This is a genomic window from Variovorax sp. YR634 (assembly GCF_900106655.1).
In the GTDB taxonomy this organism is placed as follows: Bacteria; Pseudomonadota; Gammaproteobacteria; order Burkholderiales; family Burkholderiaceae_C; genus Variovorax.
The window spans coordinates 134,333-155,377 of sequence record NZ_FNOL01000016.1 but is presented as its reverse complement, the minus strand read 5'-3'; the positions used below and the strand labels follow the sequence as shown (position 1 = coordinate 155,377).

The 21,045-nt window shown below is 65.9% G+C and carries 31 protein-coding genes and 1 pseudogene; 27 read left to right on the top strand and 5 right to left on the bottom strand.

The features are described 5' to 3' along the window. The 15 genes and pseudogenes from BLV60_RS23980 to BLV60_RS23910 all read left to right on the top strand — a co-directional run. Positions 1-94, top strand: a pseudogene (locus tag BLV60_RS23980) (elongation factor Tu); the annotation flags it as partial. A gap of 21 nt (positions 95-115) precedes the next feature. Then, positions 116-430, top strand: a complete 315-nt coding sequence (gene rpsJ / locus BLV60_RS23975) for a 30S ribosomal protein S10 (RefSeq protein ID WP_007838118.1) — start codon at positions 116-118, stop codon at positions 428-430. A 153-nt stretch (positions 431-583) separates the two neighbouring features. Continuing rightward, positions 584-2,155, top strand: a complete 1,572-nt coding sequence (locus BLV60_RS23970) for a hypothetical protein (protein ID WP_093057776.1) — start codon at positions 584-586, stop codon at positions 2,153-2,155. 17 nt (positions 2,156-2,172) lie between these two features. After that, positions 2,173-2,721, top strand: a complete 549-nt coding sequence (locus tag BLV60_RS23965) for a hypothetical protein (RefSeq protein WP_093057775.1) — start codon at positions 2,173-2,175, stop codon at positions 2,719-2,721. Positions 2,722-2,958: 237 nt separating this feature from the next. Continuing rightward, entirely contained in the window at positions 2,959-3,639 is a 681-nt protein-coding gene (rplC, locus tag BLV60_RS23960; RefSeq protein ID WP_093057774.1) for a 50S ribosomal protein L3, read from the top strand. Next, the gene (rplD, locus tag BLV60_RS23955; RefSeq protein ID WP_019657681.1) at positions 3,639-4,259 is read left to right on the top strand and encodes a 50S ribosomal protein L4; all 621 of its coding nucleotides are present in this window, start codon (positions 3,639-3,641) and stop codon (positions 4,257-4,259) included. Before rplC ends, rplD begins: the two co-directional genes overlap by 1 nt. Beyond that, the gene (rplW, locus tag BLV60_RS23950) at positions 4,256-4,591 is read left to right on the top strand and encodes a 50S ribosomal protein L23 (RefSeq protein ID WP_093057773.1); all 336 of its coding nucleotides are present in this window, start codon (positions 4,256-4,258) and stop codon (positions 4,589-4,591) included. Before rplD ends, rplW begins: the two co-directional genes overlap by 4 nt. A 2-nt stretch (positions 4,592-4,593) precedes the next feature. Beyond that, on the top strand, positions 4,594-5,418 hold the full coding sequence (gene rplB, locus BLV60_RS23945; protein ID WP_093057772.1) for a 50S ribosomal protein L2: 825 nt from the start codon (positions 4,594-4,596) through the stop codon (positions 5,416-5,418). Between the two features lie 10 nt (positions 5,419-5,428). Then, positions 5,429-5,707 carry a 30S ribosomal protein S19 gene (gene rpsS, locus BLV60_RS23940; protein ID WP_007838132.1) on the top strand — a complete coding sequence of 93 codons (279 nt, stop codon included), beginning with the start codon at positions 5,429-5,431 and terminating at the stop codon, positions 5,705-5,707. 9 nt (positions 5,708-5,716) lie between these two features. Then, positions 5,717-6,049, top strand: coding sequence for a 50S ribosomal protein L22 (rplV, locus tag BLV60_RS23935; protein ID WP_007838134.1), 333 nt, complete (start codon positions 5,717-5,719; stop codon positions 6,047-6,049). A gap of 17 nt (positions 6,050-6,066) precedes the next feature. Next, positions 6,067-6,981 (top strand): 30S ribosomal protein S3, encoded by a 915-nt coding sequence (gene rpsC, locus BLV60_RS23930; protein WP_093057771.1) that lies wholly within the window; start codon positions 6,067-6,069, stop codon positions 6,979-6,981. 52 nt (positions 6,982-7,033) lie between these two features. Further along, on the top strand, positions 7,034-7,450 hold the full coding sequence (gene rplP / locus BLV60_RS23925; protein WP_007838137.1) for a 50S ribosomal protein L16: 417 nt from the start codon (positions 7,034-7,036) through the stop codon (positions 7,448-7,450). A gap of 55 nt (positions 7,451-7,505) precedes the next feature. Beyond that, positions 7,506-7,715 carry a 50S ribosomal protein L29 gene (rpmC, locus tag BLV60_RS23920; protein ID WP_056589463.1) on the top strand — a complete coding sequence of 70 codons (210 nt, stop codon included), beginning with the start codon at positions 7,506-7,508 and terminating at the stop codon, positions 7,713-7,715. A gap of 9 nt (positions 7,716-7,724) precedes the next feature. Next, positions 7,725-7,994 carry a 30S ribosomal protein S17 gene (gene rpsQ, locus BLV60_RS23915; protein WP_015867662.1) on the top strand — a complete coding sequence of 90 codons (270 nt, stop codon included), beginning with the start codon at positions 7,725-7,727 and terminating at the stop codon, positions 7,992-7,994. Between the two features lie 76 nt (positions 7,995-8,070). After that, entirely contained in the window at positions 8,071-8,577 is a 507-nt protein-coding gene (locus BLV60_RS23910) for a peroxiredoxin (RefSeq protein WP_093057770.1), read from the top strand. A gap of 22 nt (positions 8,578-8,599) precedes the next feature. Here the strand turns inward: BLV60_RS23910 and BLV60_RS23905 are convergent, their stop codons facing one another. After that, positions 8,600-9,187 (bottom strand): GNAT family N-acetyltransferase, encoded by a 588-nt coding sequence (locus BLV60_RS23905; protein ID WP_093057769.1) that lies wholly within the window; start codon positions 9,185-9,187, stop codon positions 8,600-8,602. Beyond that, positions 9,184-9,894 carry a cytochrome b/b6 domain-containing protein gene (locus tag BLV60_RS23900; RefSeq protein WP_093057768.1) on the bottom strand — a complete coding sequence of 237 codons (711 nt, stop codon included), beginning with the start codon at positions 9,892-9,894 and terminating at the stop codon, positions 9,184-9,186. Before BLV60_RS23900 ends, BLV60_RS23905 begins: the two co-directional genes overlap by 4 nt. Before the next feature lie 162 nt (positions 9,895-10,056). Between BLV60_RS23900 and BLV60_RS23895 the strand changes: the two genes are divergently transcribed. Further along, positions 10,057-10,503 (top strand): c-type cytochrome, encoded by a 447-nt coding sequence (locus BLV60_RS23895; RefSeq protein ID WP_093057767.1) that lies wholly within the window; start codon positions 10,057-10,059, stop codon positions 10,501-10,503. 65 nt (positions 10,504-10,568) lie between these two features. Here BLV60_RS23895 and BLV60_RS23890 read toward each other — a convergent pair whose 3' ends face one another. After that, a complete protein-coding gene (locus tag BLV60_RS23890; RefSeq protein ID WP_093057766.1) occupies positions 10,569-11,066 on the bottom strand; it encodes a TlpA disulfide reductase family protein in 498 nt (165 codons plus the stop codon). A 100-nt stretch (positions 11,067-11,166) separates the two neighbouring features. On the opposite strand from BLV60_RS23890, the gene BLV60_RS23885 reads away from it, so the two are divergent. From BLV60_RS23885 to BLV60_RS23835, 11 genes are all read left to right on the top strand, one after another. Beyond that, positions 11,167-11,712: a hypothetical protein gene (locus BLV60_RS23885; protein WP_093057765.1), complete on the top strand. Its 546-nt coding sequence runs from the start codon at positions 11,167-11,169 to the stop codon at positions 11,710-11,712. 169 nt (positions 11,713-11,881) lie between these two features. Continuing rightward, positions 11,882-12,337 (top strand): PTS sugar transporter subunit IIA, encoded by a 456-nt coding sequence (locus BLV60_RS23880; protein ID WP_093057764.1) that lies wholly within the window; start codon positions 11,882-11,884, stop codon positions 12,335-12,337. Then, on the top strand, positions 12,306-12,575 hold the full coding sequence (locus tag BLV60_RS23875) for an HPr family phosphocarrier protein (RefSeq protein WP_093057763.1): 270 nt from the start codon (positions 12,306-12,308) through the stop codon (positions 12,573-12,575). The genes BLV60_RS23880 and BLV60_RS23875 overlap by 32 nt, the downstream gene beginning before the upstream one ends. A 10-nt stretch (positions 12,576-12,585) precedes the next feature. Next, on the top strand, positions 12,586-14,388 hold the full coding sequence (gene ptsP / locus BLV60_RS23870; protein WP_093057762.1) for a phosphoenolpyruvate--protein phosphotransferase: 1,803 nt from the start codon (positions 12,586-12,588) through the stop codon (positions 14,386-14,388). A 133-nt stretch (positions 14,389-14,521) separates the two neighbouring features. Continuing rightward, the gene (locus BLV60_RS23865) at positions 14,522-14,896 is read left to right on the top strand and encodes a DUF4148 domain-containing protein (RefSeq protein WP_093057761.1); all 375 of its coding nucleotides are present in this window, start codon (positions 14,522-14,524) and stop codon (positions 14,894-14,896) included. A 126-nt stretch (positions 14,897-15,022) separates the two neighbouring features. Beyond that, positions 15,023-15,490 carry a Spy/CpxP family protein refolding chaperone gene (locus BLV60_RS23860; protein WP_093057760.1) on the top strand — a complete coding sequence of 156 codons (468 nt, stop codon included), beginning with the start codon at positions 15,023-15,025 and terminating at the stop codon, positions 15,488-15,490. After that, positions 15,483-15,980, top strand: a complete 498-nt coding sequence (locus tag BLV60_RS23855; RefSeq protein WP_093057759.1) for a DUF4260 domain-containing protein — start codon at positions 15,483-15,485, stop codon at positions 15,978-15,980. The genes BLV60_RS23860 and BLV60_RS23855 overlap by 8 nt, the downstream gene beginning before the upstream one ends. Then, complete coding sequence (locus BLV60_RS23850) at positions 15,974-16,363, top strand: hypothetical protein (RefSeq protein ID WP_093057758.1); 390 nt, start codon at positions 15,974-15,976, stop codon at positions 16,361-16,363. Before BLV60_RS23855 ends, BLV60_RS23850 begins: the two co-directional genes overlap by 7 nt. Positions 16,364-16,413: 50 nt before the next feature. Then, entirely contained in the window at positions 16,414-17,109 is a 696-nt protein-coding gene (locus tag BLV60_RS23845) for a response regulator transcription factor (RefSeq protein ID WP_176928901.1), read from the top strand. A 91-nt stretch (positions 17,110-17,200) separates the two neighbouring features. Continuing rightward, positions 17,201-18,583, top strand: a complete 1,383-nt coding sequence (locus tag BLV60_RS23840) for a HAMP domain-containing sensor histidine kinase (RefSeq protein WP_093057756.1) — start codon at positions 17,201-17,203, stop codon at positions 18,581-18,583. A 109-nt stretch (positions 18,584-18,692) separates the two neighbouring features. Next, entirely contained in the window at positions 18,693-19,736 is a 1,044-nt protein-coding gene (locus tag BLV60_RS23835) for an NADP-dependent oxidoreductase (RefSeq protein WP_093057755.1), read from the top strand. 22 nt (positions 19,737-19,758) lie between these two features. On the opposite strand, the gene BLV60_RS23830 is transcribed toward BLV60_RS23835, so the two are convergent. Both BLV60_RS23830 and BLV60_RS23825 read right to left on the bottom strand, forming a co-directional pair. Next, the gene (locus BLV60_RS23830) at positions 19,759-20,076 is read right to left on the bottom strand and encodes a hypothetical protein (RefSeq protein ID WP_093057754.1); all 318 of its coding nucleotides are present in this window, start codon (positions 20,074-20,076) and stop codon (positions 19,759-19,761) included. An 86-nt stretch (positions 20,077-20,162) separates the two neighbouring features. Continuing rightward, positions 20,163-21,011 carry a DMT family transporter gene (locus BLV60_RS23825; protein ID WP_093057753.1) on the bottom strand — a complete coding sequence of 283 codons (849 nt, stop codon included), beginning with the start codon at positions 21,009-21,011 and terminating at the stop codon, positions 20,163-20,165. Positions 21,012-21,045 lie beyond the last annotated feature (34 nt).

Genomic DNA, 21,045 nt, shown 5'->3' with positions numbered 1-21,045 from the left:
CCCGATCGCGATGGAAGAAGGCCTGCGCTTCGCCATCCGTGAAGGCGGCCGTACCGTGGGTTCGGGCGTCGTGGCCAAGATCCTCGACATCTAAGCCGGACGCAAAGGAATCACCATGGCTACCAAGCAAAAAATCCGCATCCGCCTGAAGGCATTCGACTACAAGCTGATCGACCAGTCGGCAGCCGAGATCGTCGACACCGCCAAGCGCACCGGCGCGATCGTCAAGGGCCCCGTGCCCCTGCCGACCCGCATGAAGCGTTTCGACATCCTGCGTTCGCCGCACGTCAACAAGACGTCGCGCGACCAGCTGGAAATCCGCACGCACCAGCGCCTGATGGACATCGTCGACCCGACCGACAAGACCGTGGACGCGCTGATGAAGCTCGACCTGCCGGCCGGCGTGGACGTCGAGATCAAGCTGCAGTAATCCGTTCGACCTCGCGTCGCGGTTATTTGTGAAGCCCGCCTGCAGAAATGCAGGCGGGCTTTGTGCTTTATGTCGCGCAGATGTGGCATCCTCGCCGGACGACAGCCTCCCTCCATCGAGGCGTCGGACAGCTGAAACGAGGGCAGCACAGCTATGAGACAAAGCATCTCTTTTGCGTCGGGTTTGGTGGCTTGCATCGCGGCGGCGTTGTTGACCGCGTGTGGCGGCGGTGGGGGAGGTGGCGGTGGCGGCATTCCCTTGCTGCCCGTGCTTCCGACGACGCCAGTTGCCCTGAGCGGTACGGCCACTTACGAGTCGGTGCCCAATCCCAGTGGCCGCCTCGTGTATTCCGATATCTCGGTCAAACCGGTGCGTGGTGCTTTTGTCGAAGTACTCGACGCCACCAGTGGCAGCCAGCTGGCCACGACTTCCACCGATGACAACGGCGCCTACTCGGCGAGCGTTCCGTCAAACGCGAACGTCGTTGTCCGCGTGCGCGCTCAACTGACCCGCACTGGCGCGCTTCCGAGTTGGGACGTCACCGTGCGTGACAACACGCAGTCGAACGCGATCTATTCCATGCAGTCGTCGGCATTCTCCACCGGCACCGCGGCGCTCACCCGCGATCTGCGCGCCGGCAGTGGATGGGGCGGGTCGAGCTACACCAGCCAGCGTGTGTCCGGGCCGTTCGCCGTGATGGACACGGTCTACACCGCGATGCAGAAAGTGCTGTCGGTGGCTCCGGCGACTGCGTTTCCGTCGCTGAAGGTGTTCTGGAGTGTCAACAACACCAACTCCGGCGGCAGCATCGCGCTGGGCCAGATTGGCACCACGTTCTTCATTGGCAGAAGTTCGGGTGCCGAAATCTACGTGCTCGGCAAGGAAGATGTGGATACCGACGAATTCGACGCGCCCGTGATCGCGCACGAATGGGGGCACTACTACCAGGCCTCCTTCAGCCGCGACGATTCGCCGGGCGGCGCGCACTCCACGAGTGAACTCATTGACCGCCGGCTCGCTTTCTCCGAAGGATGGGGCAACGGCTGGTCGGGCATTGCGTTGGGGCGCAGCAACTATGTCGATTCGGGTGGCCCTGGCCAGGCCCAGGGCGGCAGCCTCGATCTCACGCAGGGGCCGGCGACCAACCGAGGATGGTTCCGCGAATCCTCGATTCAGTCGATCTTCTGGAATCTGAATCAGCAGGTCGGTTTCAAGCCGATCCACGACACGATGACGGGGGCGCTATTCAGGAGCGGTGCGCCGGTCACGTCGATTCATCCGTTCGCCGTGGCATTCAACGCGACAGCGCAGGGCAGTGCATCCACGCTGGCCGCGTTGCTCACGGGGCAGAGCATCACGGTCAATGATGCCTACGGCGCGGGGGAGGGCAATGATGGCGGCGTGTCGATCGCGTTGCCGATGTACAAGCAGGCGGTGGTCGGTACGGCCACTTCGGCCTGTGTGACGAACGCTGCGGATCCTCAGCGTGACGGAAACAAGCTCGGAAGCTTCGCGTACCTGCGTTTCACGGCGCCCACCAACCGTGGTTACCAGTTCACGATCTCCCCGCCGGGGGGCGCTAATCCCAACTACGCAATCTATCGGGGTGGCGTGGTGAGCCGAAACACCAGTTCGGTCAACCTGTCGGCTGGCGACTATGTTCTGGTTGTCAACGATCTCAACAATTCCGCCACCAGCACCTGCTTCGGCGTGATCATTCAGTAGCAGCGAGGAAGGCCGCCATGAACCTCCGTTCCAGTTCGACGATTGCCGCTGTGGCATGCCTGACGCTAGCCGCCGCGTCGGCGCCGGTCTTTGCAGATGGCGTGCCGGCGCCCCGCACCGCGAAGCACGCAGCCTCGTCCCGCAATGCTGCGCCTATGACGGTTGCGGCACGCAAGCCCAACGATTCCGGTGTCGTGATCCAGTTCAGGGTAGAGGGCACGCCCCAGGTCGGCCGGCCAATCTCTGTTGTTCTGCAGTTCGACGGCGTGAGCGATTTGTCGGGTGCCACCGCGCGCCTGACGACCGATGCCGGCCTGACCCTGACCACAAGCAGCAGCCTGGCCCTTCCCGCCGGCCAGCGTACGACCGCCACCGCCACGGTGACGAGCGACCGCGAAGGTCTCGCCTATCTGAACGTCTTTGTCACGCAGAACGGCGCCATGAGCATCGTCGCCATCCCCGTGCAGACCGGCTTGGCCGCCCCGGCCATGAAGGCTGCGGGCGAGATGAAGTCGTCCGCGGAAGGCGAAAAAATCATCTCGCTGCCGGCCAAAGAGCCGAAATAAGCCGCGAAAGACCCCGGAAACGGGGCCTCGGCGCCCTCAAGACGGCCACAACTGCAGCGCTTGCGCGGAGCCCGTATCGCGGGCTATAATCGCTGGCTCTGCCCTTGCTGCGTCTGCATTGGGTGTCGTTCTGGCAGAGATTTATCAACCTTCTTACGCTGTCGGGGAAGCCCGGCAAACGCTGTCGCCAATTGAAGTGGCAGCGGCGTAGGGAGTTTCCATTTTTGGAGAAAACAAATGAGTCTGAGCAACTCCCTCGGGTTGCTGGGCCGCAAGGTGGGGATGATGCGTCTCTTCACCGATGACGGGGACGCAGTTCCTGTCACGGTGGTGGATGTGTCCAACAACCGTGTGACCCAGATCAAGTCCCAAGAGACCGATGGCTACGTCGCCCTGCAGGTGACGTTCGGTTCGCGCAAAGCATCGCGCGTGACCAAGCCCGAAGCCGGCCACCTCGCCAAGGCAGGTGTCGAAGCAGGCGAAATCATCCAGGAATTCCGCGTTACCGCCGATACCGCTGGTCAGCACAAGGCTGGCGGCGTGATCGCAGTGACGAGCGTCTTCTCCGTGGGCCAGAAGGTGGACGTGCAGGGCACTTCCATCGGTAAGGGCTACGCTGGCACGATCAAGCGTCACAACATGAGCTCGCAACGCGCGTCGCACGGTAACAGCCGTTCGCACAACGTTCCCGGCTCGATCGGTATGGCACAAGACCCCGGTCGCGTGTTCCCCGGCAAGCGCATGACGGGTCACCTCGGCGACGTTACCCGCACGACGCAAAACCTCGACGTGTTCCGCATCGACGAAGCACGTCAACTGCTGCTCATCAAGGGCGCGATTCCGGGTTCGAAGGGTGGCTTCGTCACCGTGCGTCCCGCCGTCAAGGCCAAGCCGCAAGCGGCCCAAGGAGCGAAGTAATGGAACTCGAACTCCTGAACGAACAAGGCCAGGCCGCGTCGAAGTACGACGCCCCCGAGACCGTGTTCGGCCGTGACTACAACGAAGACCTGGTTCACCAGATCGTCGTTGCATTCCAGGCCAACGCACGCCAAGGCACGCGCGCCCAGAAGGACCGCGAACAGGTCAAGCACTCGACCAAGAAGCCTTTCAAGCAAAAGGGAACGGGCCGCGCCCGTGCCGGTATGACGTCCTCGCCGCTGTGGCGCGGGGGTGGCCGGATTTTCCCGAACATGCCTGACGAAAACTTCTCGCAGAAGATCAACAAGAAGATGTATCGCGCCGGCATGGCGTCCATCTTCTCGCAGCTGGCTCGCGAAGGCCGTCTGGCCGTGGTCGATTCGATCAAGGTCGACTCGCCCAAGACCAAGCCGCTGGCAGCCCGTTTCAAGGCGATGAATCTCGAGTCCGTGCTCGTGATCGCCGAAGAAGTCGACGAAAACCTGTACCTTGCCTCGCGCAATCTGGTCAACGTTCTCGTGGTCGAACCCCGCTACGCCGACCCGGTGTCGCTGGTTCACTACAAGAAGGTGCTGGTCACCAAGGGTGCCGTCGACAAGCTCAAGGAGATGTTCGCATGAGCCGCGTGAACCCTACCGCCGCTGAACGTACGTTCGAAGAAGGCCGCCTGATGGCGGTGCTGGTCGCCCCGATCGTGTCCGAAAAGGCCACGATGGTCGGCGAGAAGTCGAACGCTGTCACTTTCAAGGTGCTGCAAGACGCCACCAAGCCCGAGATCAAGGCCGCTGTCGAACTGATGTTCAAGGTCGAAGTCCAGGGCGTGTCGGTGCTCAACACCAAGGGCAAGACCAAGCGCTTTGGCAAGTCCATCGGCCGCCGCGACAACGTTCGCAAGGCCTATGTGACGCTGAAGGCCGGTCAAGAGCTCAACCTCGTCGGGGAAGGCGCTTAATCATGGCCGTCATCAAGATGAAACCCACTTCGCCGGGCCAACGCGGCGCGGTGAAGATCTCGCGTGACCACCTGTTCAAGGGTGCTCCTCACGCAGCCCTGCTGGAACCCCAGTTCCAGAAGGCCGGCCGTAACAACAACGGTCACATCACGATCCGTCACCGTGGCGGTGGTTCCAAGCACCACTACCGCGTTGTCGACTTCGTGCGCAACAAGGACGGCATCCCGGCCAAGGTCGAACGCATCGAGTACGACCCGAACCGCACCGCCCACATCGCTCTGGTCTGCTACGCCGACGGCGAGCGCCGCTACATCATCGCCCCGCGCGGTCTTGAAGCAGGTGCAACGCTGCTGTCGGGCGCCGAAGCCCCGATCCGCGCCGGCAACACCCTGCCGATCCGCAACATCCCGGTCGGCTCGACGATCCACTGCATCGAACTGCAACCCGGCAAGGGCGCGCAGATCGCACGTTCGGCCGGTACGTCGGCCACGCTGCTGGCCCGTGAAGGCGTTTACGCCCAGGTCCGCATGCGTTCGGGCGAAGTCCGCCGCATTCACATCGAATGCCGCGCGACCATCGGCGAAGTTGCCAACGAAGAGCACAGCCTGCGCCAGCTCGGCAAGGCAGGCGCCAAGCGCTGGAAGGGTATTCGCCCGACCGTTCGCGGCGTCGTGATGAACCCGGTCGACCACCCGCACGGTGGCGGCGAAGGCAAGACTGGCGAAGGCCGCCATCCTGTCGACCCATGGGGCAATCTGACCAAGGGCTATCGCACCCGTAACAACAAGCGCACGCAGGTCTTCATCGTGTCGCGTCGCAAGAAGTAAGGGATAGCCAATGACTCGCTCTCTCAAAAAGGGTCCTTTCGTCGACCACCACCTCGTGGCCAAGGCCGACAAGGCCGTGACGACCAAGGACAAGAAGCCGATCAAGACCTGGTCGCGCCGCTCGATGGTCCTGCCCGAATTCATCGGTCTGACCATCGCTGTGCACAACGGCAAGCAACACGTGCCCGTGTACATCACCGACCAGATGGTCGGCCACAAGCTCGGCGAATTTGCGCTCACGCGCACGTTCAAGGGGCACCCCGCGGACAAAAAAGTCCAGAAGAAGTAAGGAACGACCATGTCTGAAACACGTGCAGTCCTCCGCGGTGTCCGCCTGTCGGTCGACAAGGGCCGTCTGGTCGCGGATCTCATCCGCGGCAAGAAGGTCGATCAAGCGCTCAACGTTCTGCAGTTCACGCAGAAAAAGGCCGCTGTGATCATCAAGAAGGTGCTCGAGTCGGCAATTGCCAACGCCGAGCACAACGACGGTGCCGACATCGACGAGCTGAAGGTCAAGACCATCTACGTCGAGCAAGGTGCAACGCTCAAGCGCTTCACGGCGCGGGCCAAGGGTCGCGGCAATCGCATCAGCAAGCCCACGTGCCATGTGTACGTGACGGTTGGCAACTAAGAAGGCCTGGAAGAAATATGGGACAGAAAATCCACCCAACCGGGTTCCGCCTTGCGGTCACCCGTAACTGGTCCAGCCGTTGGTACGCAAGCGACCGCGATTTCGCGGGCATGCTGGCCGAAGACATCAAGGTTCGCGAATACCTGAAGAAGAAGCTGAAGAACGCTTCGGTCTCGCGCGTCATGATCGAGCGTCCCGCCAAGAACGCACGCATCACGATCTACTCGGCACGTCCGGGCGTCGTGATCGGCAAGAAGGGCGAAGACATCGAGAACCTCAAGCGCGAACTGGGCAAGCAGCTCGGCGTGCCGGTTGCGGTCAACATCGAAGAAGTGCGCAAGCCCGAAATCGATGCGCAGCTGATCGCCGACAGCATCACGCAGCAGCTCGAAAAGCGGATCATGTTCCGCCGCGCCATGAAGCGCGCCATGCAAAACGCCATGCGTCTGGGTGCCCTGGGCATCAAGATCATGTCGGCTGGCCGCCTGAACGGCATCGAAATCGCACGTACCGAGTGGTACCGCGAAGGCCGCGTGCCGCTTCACACCCTGCGCGCCGACATCGACTACGGCACCTCGGAAGCCAAGACCACCTACGGCGTCATCGGCGTCAAGGTCTGGGTCTACAAGGGCGACACGCTGGGTCGTAACGACCTGCCGGCCGTCGAAACGCCGCGTCCTGAAGAAGAACGTCGTCCGCGCGGTCCGCGCCGTGATGGCCGCCCTGGTGGCGACCGTCCGGGCAGCGACCGTCGTGGTCCCGGCCCGCGCGCCGGTGCCCGTGGCCCGATCGGTGGCAACACCGCCCCGGCCGATGGCAGCGACAAGCCCGCAGAAGCAACCGGCGGTGCCGGTGCAGACTCGAAACCCGCCGTTAAGCGCGTCCGCAAAGCCGCGCCCGCTGCAGCAGCGGACGGTGCCAAGACCGAGTAATCGGTCGCTCCCGGGCACGCAAGTGCCTGGGGCCCTCACGGAGTAACAAAACATGCTGCAACCTGCACGCAGAAAGTTCCGCAAGGAACAAAAGGGCCGCAACACCGGCATCGCAACCACGGGTAACTCGGTTGCGTTCGGTGACTTCGGTCTCAAATGCACCGACCGCGGCCGCCTCACGGCGCGCCAGATCGAAGCCGCTCGTCGCGCGATTTCGCGTCACGTGAAGCGCGGTGGTCGTATCTGGATCCGCGTGTTCCCGGACAAGCCAATCTCTACCAAGCCCGCTGAAGTGCGGATGGGTAACGGTAAGGGCAACCCCGAGTACTACGTCGCTGAAATCCAGCCTGGCAAGATCGTGTTCGAGATCGTCGGCGTGCCCGAAGAACTCGCCCGCGAAGCGTTCCGCCTGGCCGCCGCCAAGCTTCCGCTGCGTACGACGTTCGTCGCTCGCCAGCTCGGCGCCTGAGAGGAGAACATCCATGGCAACACGTAAGAAAAAAGAAACCGCGGCTCCGGCCAAGGTGACGAAGGCCGCAACCCTGCGCACGAAGGACGTCGCGGGCCTGCAAGCCGAAATCAAGGATCTGCAGAAGGCCCATTTCGGCCTGCGCATGCAGAAAGCCACGCAACAGCTGTCGAACACCTCGACGCTGCGCGTCACGCGTCGCGACATCGCACGCGCCAAGACCATTCTTGCTCAGAAGCAGCAAGAAACCCCCGCCGCCAAGTAAGGAGTGAACATGACGGAAGCTAAAAAATCCCTCAAGCGCACCTTGATCGGCAAGGTGGTCAGCGACAAGCGTGCCAAGACCGTGACCGTGCTGGTCGAGCGCCGTGTGAAGCACGAGCTCTACGGCAAGATCGTGGCCAAGACGAGCAAGTACCACGCCCATGACGAAAAGGGCGAGTACAAGCTGGGCGACACCATCGAGATCACGGAAAGCCGTCCGATCTCGAAGACCAAGAACTGGGTCGTGACCCGTCTGGTCGAGAAGGCCGTTCTGGTCTGATCATCCCCGGCTCGATACAGCCCATCTAGAAACGGCCCACAATGTGGGCCGTTTTTCTTTTTCAGGAGCACATTCAATGATCAAAGTCGGCGACACCCTTCCTTCGGCCACCCTGCAGGAATATTCCGAGATCGAGGGCGAAGGCTGCAGCATCGGCCCGAACGCCGTGGACGTGAGCAAGGCTTCGGCGGGCAAGACCATCGCGCTGTTCGCGTTGCCCGGCGCCTTCACGCCCACCTGCTCGGCCAAGCATGTGCCGGGCTACGTGCAGCACTTCGACGACTTCAAGGCCGCCGGCGTGGACGAGATCTGGTGCGTGAGCGTGAACGACGCTTTCGTGATGGGCGCCTGGGCGCGCGACCAGAAGACCGGCGCCAAGGTGCGCATGCTGGCCGATGGCAGCGCCGATTTCGCCAAGGCCACTGGCCTCACGCTCGACCTGACCGGGCGTGGCATGGGCCTTCGCAGCAACCGCTATTCGATGCTCGTGAAGGACGGTAAGGTCGCGACGCTGAACGTCGAGGCACCGGGCAAGTTCGAAGTCAGCGACGCCGACACCCTGCTGGCCCAGGCCCGCGGCTGATCGGCCGCTCCGGTCAGAGATCTCAGAGATCCACCTTGAGATAGTGGGCTCCGGCGACGGGGTTGTGATAGTAGGGCGGCACCTCCGCGAAGCCCAGGTCTTCGTAGAGGGCCCGCGCCGACTCCATGTCGTCGAGCGTGTCGAGCAGCACGCAGCCATATCCCGCGCTGCGTGCTGCATCGATGATCGCCTCGGCCAGTTGACGGCCCAGGCCAAGGCCGCGGAACCCGGGGCGTACGTACAGGCGCTTCATTTCCGCGGCGTTCGCGTAGTCCGCGCTGTCGAGCGGCCGCAGCGCGCAGCACCCCGCCACATGCGCCAGCGTGCCGTCGGCACGTTGCAGCGTCGGCGCCTGGCGCCCGGCGTCTTCCGACACATTGACCGGATCGACCAGCGCCAACAACAGCGTGCCGCGTGGCTCGGCGTATTCGCCCGGCAGTTGCGCCAGCTCGCTGTCGAAATCCTGAAAGTCCAGATCGATGCCCAGCGAACCCGCGTAGTCGCTGAAGATCGCGCGCGCGGCCTCGATCTCGTGCGCCTCTTCGGGCGTGAGCAGCACGACAGCCGGCATCGCCGACAGCGGCAGGGGGCGTGACACAGAGAAGCTCATACGCGCAACGAAGAAACCCAATAAGCCACGCCCGCGCACAGCGCGAACAACACCAGCGCAAGCCAGCGCGAGGCCGCGTCGTCGCGGCTTGGCGCTACCTGCCCGCTCTCTGCGGAAACCAGCTTGTCGCCCGTCACCATCGGCCGCACCAGGCGATGCCGCTTGACGAGCACGTAGAACAACACCGCCAGCACATGCAGGCTCACGAGCGCAATCACGGCCCACTTGCCCTGCGCCTTGTGCCAGCCCGTGGCCAGGCTCACGACCTCGCCCGAGACGAAACGAGTGAGCGGCCCGGACGCCGAGATTTCGTCGTCCGCCATCAGCCCGGTAGCGACCTGCAGCGCCAGGATCGCCAGCACCGCAAACACCGACAGCGCGCCCAGCGGCGTGTGCCCGATCAGATGGTCCGGATGCGCCCGTCCGCGCAGGTACGCGACAACAGACCCCGGACCGTAGACGAAAGCCGCGAAGCGCGACCAGCGGCCGCCGACGAAACCCCAGAGCAGCCGGAACAGCAGCAGCGAAAGCACCGTGTACCCAAGGCGGAAGTGCCATTCCATGACGCCGCCCAGGCCGGTGCCGATCATGCCGATGACGGCGATGGCCAGCGCCCAGTGGAAAAGGCGCGTCGGCAGGTCCCAGACCCGCGTGCGGGCACCGGGGCCGGAGGCCGCCCGAAAGGCGGCCACGGAGGAGTCGGTCATCGAAGAAGGCGCCAAGGGGGCGCAATGCTGCGGAAGGCGCAGATTAGCAAAGTCCGGGCCCCAGTCTGCTTCGGGTTGTTGCTATGCGCTGGACACGGGCCGCCCCTACACTCGCCGGCAGTGCCGCATTCGACGGCGCTTTCCCCACAACGAGGACCCACGATGACCAGACTAGCTTCGTTCGCCCTTGCAGCCGCCTGCGCTGCCATGTCTCTTCCCGCCGCGGCCCAGTTTGCCAAGCCCGAGGACTCCATCAAGTACCGCCAGAGCGCGCTGTTCGTGATGAGCCAGCATTTCGCTCGCCTCGGCGCCATGGCCAACGGCCGTGCGCCCTACGATGCCAGCGTTGCCGCGGCCAATGCCGAAGTGGTCGCCGACATGGCGAAGCTGCCCTGGGCCGGCTTTGGTGCCGGCACCGAGGGCGGCAAGGCCAAGCCCGAAGTCTGGAAGGAAGACGCCAAGTTCAAGGAGCGCCAGCAGAAGCTGATGGAAGAAACCGGCAAGCTGGTGACCGCTGCCAAGGCCGGCAACCTCGACGCGCTCAAGGCCCAGTTCGGCCCGACCGCCGCGAGCTGCAAGGCCTGCCACGACAGCTTCCGCAACCAATAAGCAAGCCGCTTCGCCAAAACAAAAGGCGCTCTTTCGGAGCGCCTTTTCGTTGGGAAGACCGGAGATCAGGCTTCGGCCAGCAGCTTTTCGATCAATTTGTGCAGTTCGGCGAAGTCCGGCTCGCCCACATAGCGCTTCACGATCTCGCCGCGCTTGTTGACCAGGTAGGTGGTCGGCGTGAGCTTCACGTCGCCCCAGGCCTGCGCCACGCTGCCGGTGTTGTCGATCGCCACCTTGAACGGCAGCTTGCGCGTCTGGGCGAAATTGACGACGTAGCTCGGCGGGTCGTAGCTCATGGCCACGGCCAGGGTGTCGTAGCCCTGCGCCTTGTATTTGTCGTAGGTGGCGATGACCTTGGGCATCTCGCCGACGCAGGTCACGCAGCTTGTGGCCCAGAAGTTGACCAGCGTGACCTTGCCCTTCAGGTCCGCCGTGCTCTTTTGCGTGCCGTCGAGCAGCACGAAGGTCGAGGCCGGCGCGGCAGTGGCGCCGGAGCCGAGGTACACGCCCACGCCGGTGGCCAATGCGATGACGACGGCGGCAGCGGCGATGTATTTTTTCATGGCTTCAAGCAAGAGAAGGGCGGCGCGATTTTAGTTCCGCGTGCCGGATCGTGCTGGCGGCGTTCCGGCGGCCCTCGCGCGGTTCGATAATCGCTGCCCCATGCCGTCGTCGCCCGCTTTCTCTTCTTCCTGGCTTGCGCTGGCCGCGGCGGCCCTGCTCGCAGCCTGCAGCCCCACTTTCAACTGGCGCGAAGTGCCGGTCGCCGAATCGGGCCTGATCGCGCTGCTGCCCTGCAAGCCAGACCGCGCAAGCCGTGCCCTGCCGCTGGGCGCCGAATCGGTGCAGGTCGACATGGCGGGCTGCGAAGCCGGCGGTGCGACCTTCGCCATCGCGCATGCCTCCGCCAAAGGCCCCGAAGAGGCCGAGGCCTGGCTCAACGCATGGCGCGCTGCCACGCGCGGCCAGCTGGGAGAAGCGCAGCAGATGACGCAAGCCCCCGCCAGCGTGCAGCGCGCGACCGCCACACCCGCCCCGTTGCGGCTCGATGCCCAGCCAAAGCAGCAGGGCGCCGCGCCGGTACAGGTGCTCTGGTTCGCCCAGTCGCAAAAAGACGGCACTGTGGCGCTTTACCAAGCCACCGTGCTGGGCGAGCCTTCCTCGGCCGAAGCGTCGAAGACATTCTTCGAGGGCCTGCGGCTTCCGTGAACGATCGCACCATTCGCTATTGTTTTGATAGTGCCTCCCGCGACAGGTGTGGACACACGGCTGTCTCATTTCGCGCGGCGTTGTCTGTTTTTCGGGGCTGCTGCGTTATGTCGTATATCTACTTCCCCTGGGCGCCCCCGCATAATCGACGAGTCGTCCTCCGTCCCGCATGAACAGCATTCTCATCATCGCCCACTCACCGTTCGCACACGCGCTGCGGCAGTGTGCGCTGCATGTGTTTCCCGATTGCGAGCAGGCCATCGTCGCGCTCGACGTGCTGCCCAACGTGTCGCCCGAAGAAACGCTGGCGGCCGCGCGCATCACGCTTGCGCAGCAGCTGCACACGCCGCGCTCGCAGGTGCTGGTGCTGGCAGACGTGTTCGGCGCCACGCCCTGCAACGTGGCGCAGAAGCTGGTGGACGGCGTTCGGTCGCGGCTGGTGGCGGGGGTCAATCTTCCGATGCTGCTGCGCGCCGTCACCTACCGGCATGAGCCTCTGGAGACGCTGGTGCAGCGCGCCCTCGCGGGCGGCACCGCGGGCGTCATGCAGGTGGCGGTGGCGGCTCCCCAGAATCAGGCGAAAAGAAAGCACAGTGATCAAGAAATCCGTGACCATCAGCAATAAGCTGGGCCTGCACGCACGCGCATCGGCCAAGCTGACCAAGCTCGCAGGCAGCTTTCCCTGCGAGGTGTGGCTCTCCCGCGGCGACCGTCGCATCAATGCCAAGAGCATCATGGGCGTGATGATGCTGGCCGCCGGCATCGGCTCGACCGTCGAGCTCGAGACCAACGGTGCGCAGGAAGAAGAAGCGATGAACGCCATCGTCCAGCTCATGGACGACAAGTTCGGCGAAGGCGAGTAAGGACCGTCCCATGACCTTCGCAGTCCACGGCCTCCCTGTCGCCCGTGGCATTGCCATCGGGCGCGCAGTGATGGTGGTGTCGAGCCGCATCGACGTGGCCCACTACTTCATCAAGCCCGAAGAGATCGAGACCGAGATCGACCGTGTGCGCACCGCGCGCAACGCGGTGGCCGACGAGCTCGCCAAGCTGCAGGCCAACGTCGCGCTGATGGGCCCCAACGACGCGCCGCACGAACTCGCGGCGCTGCTCGAGGTACACCAGATGCTGCTGCAGGACGAGGCCTTGAGCGGCGGCGTCAAGCACTGGATCAGCGAGCGGCTCTACAACGCTGAATGGGCGCTGACCACGCAGCTCGAAATCATCGCGCGCCAGTTCGACGAGATGGAGGACGAGTACCTGCGCGAGCGCAAGGCCGACCTCGAACAGGTGGTCGAGCGTCTGCTGCATCGCATGAAGGGCACGGCCGCCGTGCTGGCACCGAGCCCGCCGCGCCGCAAGCGCGCCGCCGCCTCGGACGACGACAACGACGATCCCACCGCGGGCGACGGCATCGACGTGCCGCTGGTGCTCATCGCGCACGACCTCTCGCCGGCCGACATGCTGCAGTTCAAGAAGAGCGTGTTCGCCGGCTTCGTCACCGACGTCGGCGGGCGCACCTCGCACACCGCCATCGTCGCGCGCAGCATGGACATTCCGGCCGTGGTCGGCGCGCGCACCGCGAGCCAGCTGGTGCGCCAGGATGACTGGGTCATCATCGACGGCGACGCCGGCGTGGTGATCGTCGACCCGTCGCCGATCATCCTGGCCGAGTACGGCTTCAAGCAGCGCCAAGGCGATCTCGAACGCGGCCGGCTCGCGCGGCTGCGCCACAAGCCGGCCATCACGCTCGACGGCCAGCGCGTCGAGCTGCTCGCCAACATCGAGATGCCCGAAGACACCGTGGGCGCAGTCAAGGCCGGCGCCGTGGGCGTGGGCCTGTTCCGCAGCGAATTCCTCTTCATGGGCCGCGAGTCGACCACGCGTCAGACCCGCCTGCCCGACGAAGAAGAGCAGTACCAGGCCTACAAGCGCGCGGTCGAGGGCATGCAGGGCATGCCCGTCACCATCCGCACCATCGACGTGGGGGCAGACAAGCCGCTCGACAGCAAGTCGGCCAACAAGCAGGAGCACCTGAACCCCGCGCTCGGCCTGCGCGCCATTCGCTGGAGCCTGGCCGACCCGGCGATGTTCCTCACGCAGCTGCGCGCCATCCTGCGCGCGGCGGCGCACGGCGAAATCCACCTGCTGATCCCCATGCTCGCGCACGCGAGCGAGATCCGCCAGACGCTGTCGCTGATCGACTTCGCGCGCACCGAGCTCGACAACCGCGGCGCGGTGCATGGCCCGGTGAAGCTCGGCGCCATGATCGAGATTCCCGCGGCTGCGCTCACGCTGCGCATCTTCCTGAAGCACTTCGATTTCCTGTCGATCGGCACCAACGACCTGATCCAGTACACGCTGGCCATCGACCGCGCCGACGAATCGGTGGCGCACCTCTACGACCCTGCGCACCCGGCGGTGCTGCGCCTCGTGGCCGACACCATCGCCGAGTGCCGTCGCCAGGGCAAGGGCGTGGCCGTGTGCGGCGAGATGGCGGGCGACGTGGCCTTCACGCGCCTGTTGCTGGGCCTGGGCCTGCGCAGCTTCTCGATGCACCCCTCGCGCATTCTTGCGGTTAAGCAGGAAGTGCTGCGCGCCGACACCAGCAAGCTCGAGGCATGGGCCAAGAGCGTGCTCGAGTCCGACGACCCTGCCGCCGTGATGGCGGGTTGAGCGTACTTTTCACTCACCCTGGCGGGTGGGTGAAAAGAAACGATACACGCCGAAACTGCGGCGAAAGGACTTGCGGGAACCCCGCAAGCACGATCAGGCCTCCTCTTCCAACCCTGAAAGAAAGGCCTGCATCATGAAATCTCTCTCCCTGACCCAGATCATCGCCGTCGGCTCCTTCGCCATGCTCGCAGCAGCCGGCGCCAAGGCTGAAAGCTACGAGGGCGTGCAGCCCGCCGTGTCGGCCAAGAGCCGCGCCGACGTCAGCGCCGAAGCCGTAAGCACTGCATCGGCACCCAACCAGAACGTGGTGCGCGGTTCGCGCGGCGCCGAGACCATGGCCGTGTCGACCGAGCGCGGTCGCATCGTCGCCGAAGCCGTGCGCGCCACCGCTGCGCCCGACCAGAACGTGTCGGCCAGCTCGCGCGTGAACAGCCAGGTCATCTCGACGATGCAGAACCCCGTCGACGCGCGCGCCTCGGCTGCCAACGCCAAGAGCAGCCGCCTGTAAGCCGCCTGGTTCGCCTCCACGCGCGTCGCAATAAAACGAAACACGCCGCAACCGCAGCGAGAGGACTTGGCCCGGTGCAGATCGCACCATGGAGCTTCCTCCTCACAGACAACACAAGGAATCACCATGAAGTACTGGATCAAACGAACTCTCTTCGGTTTTGCGGGCGCCGCGATGGTTGCCGGCAGCATCGCCGGCTGTGCCGGTCAACGGCACGGCTGGGGCGGTGGCGACAGCGCCGAGTTCCGCGCGAAGATGATCGAGCGCGTGGGCAGCAAGCTCGAGCTCGACGCCAACCAGAAGCAGAAGCTCACCGTGCTGGCCGAGAAGCTGCAGGCGCAGCGCGAAGCCATGCGCGGCGCCGGCGGCTCGGGCGATCCGCGCTCGCAGTTCAAGGCGCTGTTCGCGGGCAACAAGCTCGACCAGGCCGGCGCCACGCGCCTGGTCGAAGAGAAGACCGCCGCCGTGCGCAACGGCAGCCCCGAGATCATTGCCGCAGCCGCCGACTTCTACGACAACCTGAATGCCGCGCAGCAGCAGAAGGTGCGCGACTTCATGGACCGAGGTGGCCGCCGCTGGAGCCATCGTGGATAGGCTCCAATCACCCCCAGGCTTCGCGCACTTCGTGTCGCTTCGCCTTCCCCCTCTCCGGGGGCGACAGCTGTGGACCGGCGAAGCCGGCTCCACCGTATCTCCCGAACAGGCAGCGGCAGCCGGCGGGGTGCGTGCGCTGCTGCGGGTCGAAGGCGCGGTGGTGCTCGGCGTGGCACTCGCTGCCTACGCCCAGTTCGGCGCGGGCTGGGGCGTGTTCGCGCTCTGGCTGCTCGCGCCCGATCTCTCGCTGCTGGGCTACCTCGCGGGGCCGCGCGTGGGGGCGGCTCTTTACAACGCGGCGCATTCGTACGTCGGGCCGGTGCTGCTGCTGGCGCTCGGCGTGCTTGCGGCCATGCCGTGGGCCGTGGCCGGCAGCCTGATCTGGCTGGTCCACATCGGCTTCGACCGCGCACTCGGCTACGGGCTCAAGTACGCGGCGGGCTTTGCCGCCACGCACCTGGGCCGCATCGGGAAGGCCGATCCATGGTGAGCGAACGCGGCACAGTCCCCGTCATGCGCCCGCAGGCCGCGCGCGCATGGATGCTGACCGAGGCGCTCGCGCTCGGCCTCGCATCGATGGTGCACGCCGGCCGCATCGTGCCGGGCTATGCGCATGGGCACGCCCGCGTCGCCGAAGCGGTGATCGCCACCGTGCTGGTGCTCGCCACGGTCGAGACCTGGCTGCGCCCAGAGGACGCGCGCCGCGCCGCCATCTTCGGCCAGGGCTTCGCGTTGCTGGGCACGCTGGTCGGGCTCGGCACCATCGTGGCGGGCATCGGTCCGCGCACCGTGCCCGACGTGGTCTACCACGCGCTTTTGCTCTCACTCCTCGTGACGGGCCTGACCTGGGCGGTGCGATGCCGGCAGGTTTGATGGTCAGCGAGGTCATCCGCCATTTCCTTGCCAGGAGGCACAATCCCGCCATGCCGCGCATCCTGCTGATCGACGACGACGAACACCTCGCCGCGCCGCTGACCACCTACTTCGCACGCTTCGGCTGCACGCTCGAGAGCGCCGTGCGCCCGAGCGAAGGCCTCGCCAAGCTGCGCGCCGGCACCTACGACGCGGCCATCCTCGACGTCATGCTGCCCGAGATGGACGGCTTCGCGCTGTGCCGCGAGATCCGCAAGGAAAGCGACATTCCCATCGTCATGCTCACTGCCCGCGGCGAAGTGATGGACCGCGTGGTCGGCCTCGAACTCGGCGCCGACGACTACGTGCCCAAGCCCTTCGAGCCGCGCGAGCTGGTGGCGCGCGTGCAGACCATCCTGCGCCGCCAGCGCAGCGTGCCGCAGGCGGTGATCAACGGCACGCAGCACCGCGTGTTCGACGGCCTGTCGATCGACCTCGACCGGCGCCAGGTGCTGCGCCATGGCGAGCGCGTGGAGCTCACGGGCACCGAGTTCGAACTGCTGGCGCTGCTGGCCGCCGAACCCGGCAAGGTGTTCAGCCGCGACGACATCCTCAACCGCCTGCGCGGTCACGAGGCCGAGCTCTACACCCGCGCGGTCGACATCGTGGTGAGCCGCCTGCGCAAGAAGCTCGAGCCGCTGGACTGCATCAAGACGCTGCGCAACGCCGGCTACGCGCTGGCCGTGGCACGAAGCGAACCTGCATGAGCGCAGCGCCGGGCCGCCCCAAGCAAGCTCGCACCGCAGCGCGAAGCGCGAAGGTATTTCAATGAGTCTCGGCCGTCGGGAATCCCGCAGGATGAGGTGGCGCGGCGAGGAGTGCCGCGACGAGCAATCGCGCGAAGACTGGCATGCGAAGTGGCATGCGCGCTGGAATGAGAAGGTGCAGGGCAAGCGCCGCTGGCGCCGCTCGCTGCGTGTGCGGCTGGTGCTGATGTTCGTGGTGCTGGCCATGGTGATGGCGGCGGTGTTCATGGGCGGCATGAAGAAGGCCTTTTCCACCGGCTGGGCCGAAGCCGCCAAGCCGATGCTGACCGACTACGCCGACCGCCTGGTCTCGGAGATCGGCACGCCGCCCGACGTGGCGCGCGCACAGGCGCTGGTGGCGCGGCTGCCCATCACCATCCGCATCGTCGGACCCAAGGTCAACTGGGATTCCAATCCCGGCGGCGCGAACAGCCCCGGCGGTTGGATGCACGACCGCGAAGACGTGTTCGGCGGCGACAAGTGGTTCATCCGCCCCACGGCAGACGGCCACCGCGTGATCTTCGGCTGGGCGCCCAAGCTCTGGCAACTGGCGCCGCGCGCCACCGGCTGGGCCACGCTCGGCGTGCTGCTGTCGTGCGTGCTGCTGGGCTATGCCTACGTGAGCCGGTTGCTGCGGCCGTTGATCGACATTCGCGAAGGCGCGCAGCGCTTCGGCCGTGGCGAGTTCACGCAGCCCATTCCGGTGCGCCGCAACGATGACCTCGGCGACCTTGCCGAACGCATCAATACCATGGCCGACGACATCCAGGCCATGCTCGACGCCAAGCGCGGTCTGCTGCTCGCCCTGAGCCACGAACTGCGCTCGCCGCTCACGCGCGCCCGGCTCAATGCCGAGCTGCTGCCGATCACGCCCGAAGGCCAGGCCGAGCGCGAGGCGCTGCTGCGCGACCTCAACGAGATGCGCGACCTCATCAGCGACCTGCTCGAAAGCGAACGCCTCGCGAGCCCGCACGTGGCGCTGCAGCGCGAACCGGTCGACCTGGCGGCACTGATCCGCGAGATCGTGGCCGAGATGCCCGGTGCGCAGAACGTGCACCTCGACCTGGCCGAAGGCCTGCCGCCGCATGCCGTCGACCGCATGCGCATCCGCCTGCTGGTGCGTAACCTGCTGGACAACGCCCTGCGCTACAGCGCCGACGCGCCGCGGCCGCCGTGCGTGTCGCTGCGCGCGGTGCTCGACGGCAGGAAGCAGGGCATCGAGATCGAGGTGCGCGACCACGGCCCCGGCGTGGACGACGAACAGCTCGAACGGCTGACCGAGCCCTTCTACCGCACCGACGGCGCACGGGCGCGCGCCACCGGCGGCGTCGGCCTCGGCATGTACCTGTGCCGGCTGATTGCCGAGGCGCACGGCGGCGAGCTGACGGTGCGCAACGCCGGGCCGGGGCTGCAGATCATCGTCAGGCTGGCCTGAGGCAAAGCGGCCCGACGGGCGCTGTCACCTGCGCTACCAGCCCGCCCGCAGGCCACGGCTACGATGCGCCTCCGTGCCAGCGTCCGGCATTCAAGGTCAAGGAGACACCATGAGCAGCTCACTCACCAACCACCAGGTTCGCCTCGCCAAACGCCCCGAGGGCACGGCCACCCGCGAGAACTGGAAATTCACCACCGAACCCGTCGGCGAGCCGGCCGAGGGCGGCGTGCTGGTCAAGACGCTGTCGCTGTCGCTCGACCCCGCCATGCGCGGCTGGCTCAACGACGCCAAGAGCTACATCCCGCCCGTGGGCATCGACGAAGTGATGCGCGCCGGCGGCGTCGGCCGCGTCATTGCCTCGAAGAACCCGCAGTTCGCTGTGGGCGACACCGTCTACGGCACGCTGGGCGTACAGGAATACATCCTGATCCCCGAGGACCAGGTCAAGCGCAACGGCCTGGTCAAGATCGACCTGCGCGTGGGCACCATCACCCAGTGGCTCAACGTGCTGGGCATGCCCGGCATGACCGGCTACTTCGGCCTGATGGACGTGGGCATGCCCAAGGCGGGCGAGACGGTGGTGGTTTCCGGCGCGGCCGGCGCCGTGGGCCAGACCGTGGGCCAGCTGGCCAAGATCAAGGGCTGCCGCGTGGTCGGCATCGCCGGCGGCGCCGCCAAGTGCGACTGGGTTGTGAAGGAGCTGGGCTTCGACGCCTGCATCGACTACAAGGCCGGCGCAGGCGCGGTGCGCGAAGGCCTCAAGACCCACTGCCCGAAGGGCGTGGACATCTACTTCGACAACGTCGGCGGCGAGATCCTCGACATGGTGCTGGCGCGGCTCGCGCGCAAGGCCCGCATCATCATCTGCGGCGCCATCAGCCAGTACAACAACGCCAACAGCATGCCCGCGGCCGGCCCCAAGAACTACCTGAGCCTGCTGGTGAATCGCGCGCGCATGGAAGGCATCGTGGTGTTCGACTACGCCGACCGCTATCACATCGCCATCGCCGAGATGGCCGGCTACCTGAAAGACGGGCGCATGAAGAGCAAGGAAGACATCGTGAAGGGCCTGGACACCTTCCCCGAGTCGCTCAACAAGCTCTTTGCCGGAGAAAACTTCGGCAAGCTGGTGCTGCAGGTGGCGCAAGCCTGAAAAAGAAGCAAAAGGCGCTTTTTCAGCTTTCGTCGGGCCGCATGGGAATGTCGCCCATCGCCTCGTCTTCGCGAAGGCCCCTCGCGGCCTTCAGCAGCTCGATCGACATGCCGTCGCCGTGGCCGGCGAAACCCCGCGCGATGCCTTCGAGCACCGTCGACAGGCCGGTGTCGCCGTCGCCGCGCGCGTCCATGCTGATGTTGAGCACCCGGGCCGCCATCTGGCGGTAGGTGACGGCGCCCGCGCCCTCCAGCGCGGCCACCAGGTCGAGGTACAGCGCCAGGTTCAGGTCGAACACCAGCTTGGGCGTGATCTCGAAATCCCTGTTCTTGTCGTCCATGTGGGTTGGCTCCTTTATTCCTGAGCCTCCACTCTAGCCAGAAAAGAAGACGCCGAGCCGTCGGATACAGCCTGATTCTGCGCAAGTCAGCGCGCGCGCGTGCCCATGACCGCCGCCGAGACGATGAGCCAGGCCGCCACGGCGATGGTCCAGGTGAGCGGCCGGCCGGTGACGAGCAGCAGCAGCGCGGTCGAGCCCAGCGGCGTGAGGTAGCTCAGGATGCCGATCTGCCGCGCGTCGCCGCGCTTGAGCGCGATGTCCCACACGAAGAAAGCCGCGCCCAGCGGGCCGAGGCCGCAGAGCACGAGCAGCAGCCAGTCCCGGCCCGACAGCGCCACCGAGGGCTCGAGCACGGCGTGGCAGGCCAGCGAGAGCACACCCGAGACCAGCCCGAACAGGCCGATCGCCGAGGTCGGGAAGGCCGCCACGCGCTTCGTCCAGAGCGAATAGCTCGCCCAGACGAAGGCCGAGCCCAGCGCCGGCACGAAGCCCCAGTACTCCTGCGCCCCCGTTGCCGCCGCGCCGCCGCTGCGCGCGCCGAGGATCGCGATCGCTGCGCCCGCGAACCCCAGCAGGGCAGCCACCACGTGCAGCGGCCGCAGCGACATGCCCGGCAGCAGCACCGGCGCCAGCACCACCATCAGCAGCGGCCACAGGTAGTTGACGAGGTTGGCTTCGACCGGCGGCGCATGCCGCAGCGCGATGAACAGCAGGAAGTGAAAGCCGAACAGCCCGTAGATGCCCAGCGCCAGCGTGCACGGCGGCACCCGCCAGGCCGAGCGGTCGCGCAGCACCAGTGGCCAGCTCGGCACGCTGCCGATGATCAGCGCAAGCCCGGTCAGGAGAAAAGGCGGCAGATGCGACAGCGCAGTGCCGAGCGAGGCGAGCGTTGCCCAGAGCGCGATGGCCAGCAGGGCGTAGACGGTGGACGACATGGGCGGCAAGGCTAAGCGACGCGGTCGTCGCGCA

Excerpts from the sequence above, each read along its gene's own strand:
- rpsJ (WP_007838118.1), top strand. The coding sequence starts at position 116 with ATGGCTACCAAGCAAAAAATCCGCATCCGCCTGAAGGCATTCGACTAC.
- BLV60_RS23970 (WP_093057776.1), top strand. The coding sequence starts at position 584 with ATGAGACAAAGCATCTCTTTTGCGTCGGGTTTGGTGGCTTGCATCGCG.
- BLV60_RS23965 (WP_093057775.1), top strand. The coding sequence starts at position 2,173 with ATGAACCTCCGTTCCAGTTCGACGATTGCCGCTGTGGCATGCCTGACG.
- rplC (WP_093057774.1), top strand. The coding sequence starts at position 2,959 with ATGAGTCTGAGCAACTCCCTCGGGTTGCTGGGCCGCAAGGTGGGGATG.
- rplD (WP_019657681.1), top strand. The coding sequence starts at position 3,639 with ATGGAACTCGAACTCCTGAACGAACAAGGCCAGGCCGCGTCGAAGTAC.
- rplW (WP_093057773.1), top strand. The coding sequence starts at position 4,256 with ATGAGCCGCGTGAACCCTACCGCCGCTGAACGTACGTTCGAAGAAGGC.
- rplB (WP_093057772.1), top strand. The coding sequence starts at position 4,594 with ATGGCCGTCATCAAGATGAAACCCACTTCGCCGGGCCAACGCGGCGCG.
- rpsS (WP_007838132.1), top strand. The coding sequence starts at position 5,429 with ATGACTCGCTCTCTCAAAAAGGGTCCTTTCGTCGACCACCACCTCGTG.
- rplV (WP_007838134.1), top strand. The coding sequence starts at position 5,717 with ATGTCTGAAACACGTGCAGTCCTCCGCGGTGTCCGCCTGTCGGTCGAC.
- rpsC (WP_093057771.1), top strand. The coding sequence starts at position 6,067 with ATGGGACAGAAAATCCACCCAACCGGGTTCCGCCTTGCGGTCACCCGT.
- rplP (WP_007838137.1), top strand. The coding sequence starts at position 7,034 with ATGCTGCAACCTGCACGCAGAAAGTTCCGCAAGGAACAAAAGGGCCGC.
- rpsQ (WP_015867662.1), top strand. The coding sequence starts at position 7,725 with ATGACGGAAGCTAAAAAATCCCTCAAGCGCACCTTGATCGGCAAGGTG.
- BLV60_RS23910 (WP_093057770.1), top strand. The coding sequence starts at position 8,071 with ATGATCAAAGTCGGCGACACCCTTCCTTCGGCCACCCTGCAGGAATAT.
- BLV60_RS23905 (WP_093057769.1), bottom strand. The coding sequence starts at position 9,187 with ATGAGCTTCTCTGTGTCACGCCCCCTGCCGCTGTCGGCGATGCCGGCT.
- BLV60_RS23900 (WP_093057768.1), bottom strand. The coding sequence starts at position 9,894 with ATGACCGACTCCTCCGTGGCCGCCTTTCGGGCGGCCTCCGGCCCCGGT.
- BLV60_RS23895 (WP_093057767.1), top strand. The coding sequence starts at position 10,057 with ATGACCAGACTAGCTTCGTTCGCCCTTGCAGCCGCCTGCGCTGCCATG.
- BLV60_RS23890 (WP_093057766.1), bottom strand. The coding sequence starts at position 11,066 with ATGAAAAAATACATCGCCGCTGCCGCCGTCGTCATCGCATTGGCCACC.
- BLV60_RS23885 (WP_093057765.1), top strand. The coding sequence starts at position 11,167 with ATGCCGTCGTCGCCCGCTTTCTCTTCTTCCTGGCTTGCGCTGGCCGCG.
- BLV60_RS23880 (WP_093057764.1), top strand. The coding sequence starts at position 11,882 with ATGAACAGCATTCTCATCATCGCCCACTCACCGTTCGCACACGCGCTG.
- ptsP (WP_093057762.1), top strand. The coding sequence starts at position 12,586 with ATGACCTTCGCAGTCCACGGCCTCCCTGTCGCCCGTGGCATTGCCATC.
- BLV60_RS23865 (WP_093057761.1), top strand. The coding sequence starts at position 14,522 with ATGAAATCTCTCTCCCTGACCCAGATCATCGCCGTCGGCTCCTTCGCC.
- BLV60_RS23860 (WP_093057760.1), top strand. The coding sequence starts at position 15,023 with ATGAAGTACTGGATCAAACGAACTCTCTTCGGTTTTGCGGGCGCCGCG.
- BLV60_RS23850 (WP_093057758.1), top strand. The coding sequence starts at position 15,974 with ATGGTGAGCGAACGCGGCACAGTCCCCGTCATGCGCCCGCAGGCCGCG.
- BLV60_RS23845 (WP_176928901.1), top strand. The coding sequence starts at position 16,414 with ATGCCGCGCATCCTGCTGATCGACGACGACGAACACCTCGCCGCGCCG.
- BLV60_RS23840 (WP_093057756.1), top strand. The coding sequence starts at position 17,201 with ATGAGGTGGCGCGGCGAGGAGTGCCGCGACGAGCAATCGCGCGAAGAC.
- BLV60_RS23835 (WP_093057755.1), top strand. The coding sequence starts at position 18,693 with ATGAGCAGCTCACTCACCAACCACCAGGTTCGCCTCGCCAAACGCCCC.
- BLV60_RS23830 (WP_093057754.1), bottom strand. The coding sequence starts at position 20,076 with ATGGACGACAAGAACAGGGATTTCGAGATCACGCCCAAGCTGGTGTTC.
- BLV60_RS23825 (WP_093057753.1), bottom strand. The coding sequence starts at position 21,011 with ATGTCGTCCACCGTCTACGCCCTGCTGGCCATCGCGCTCTGGGCAACG.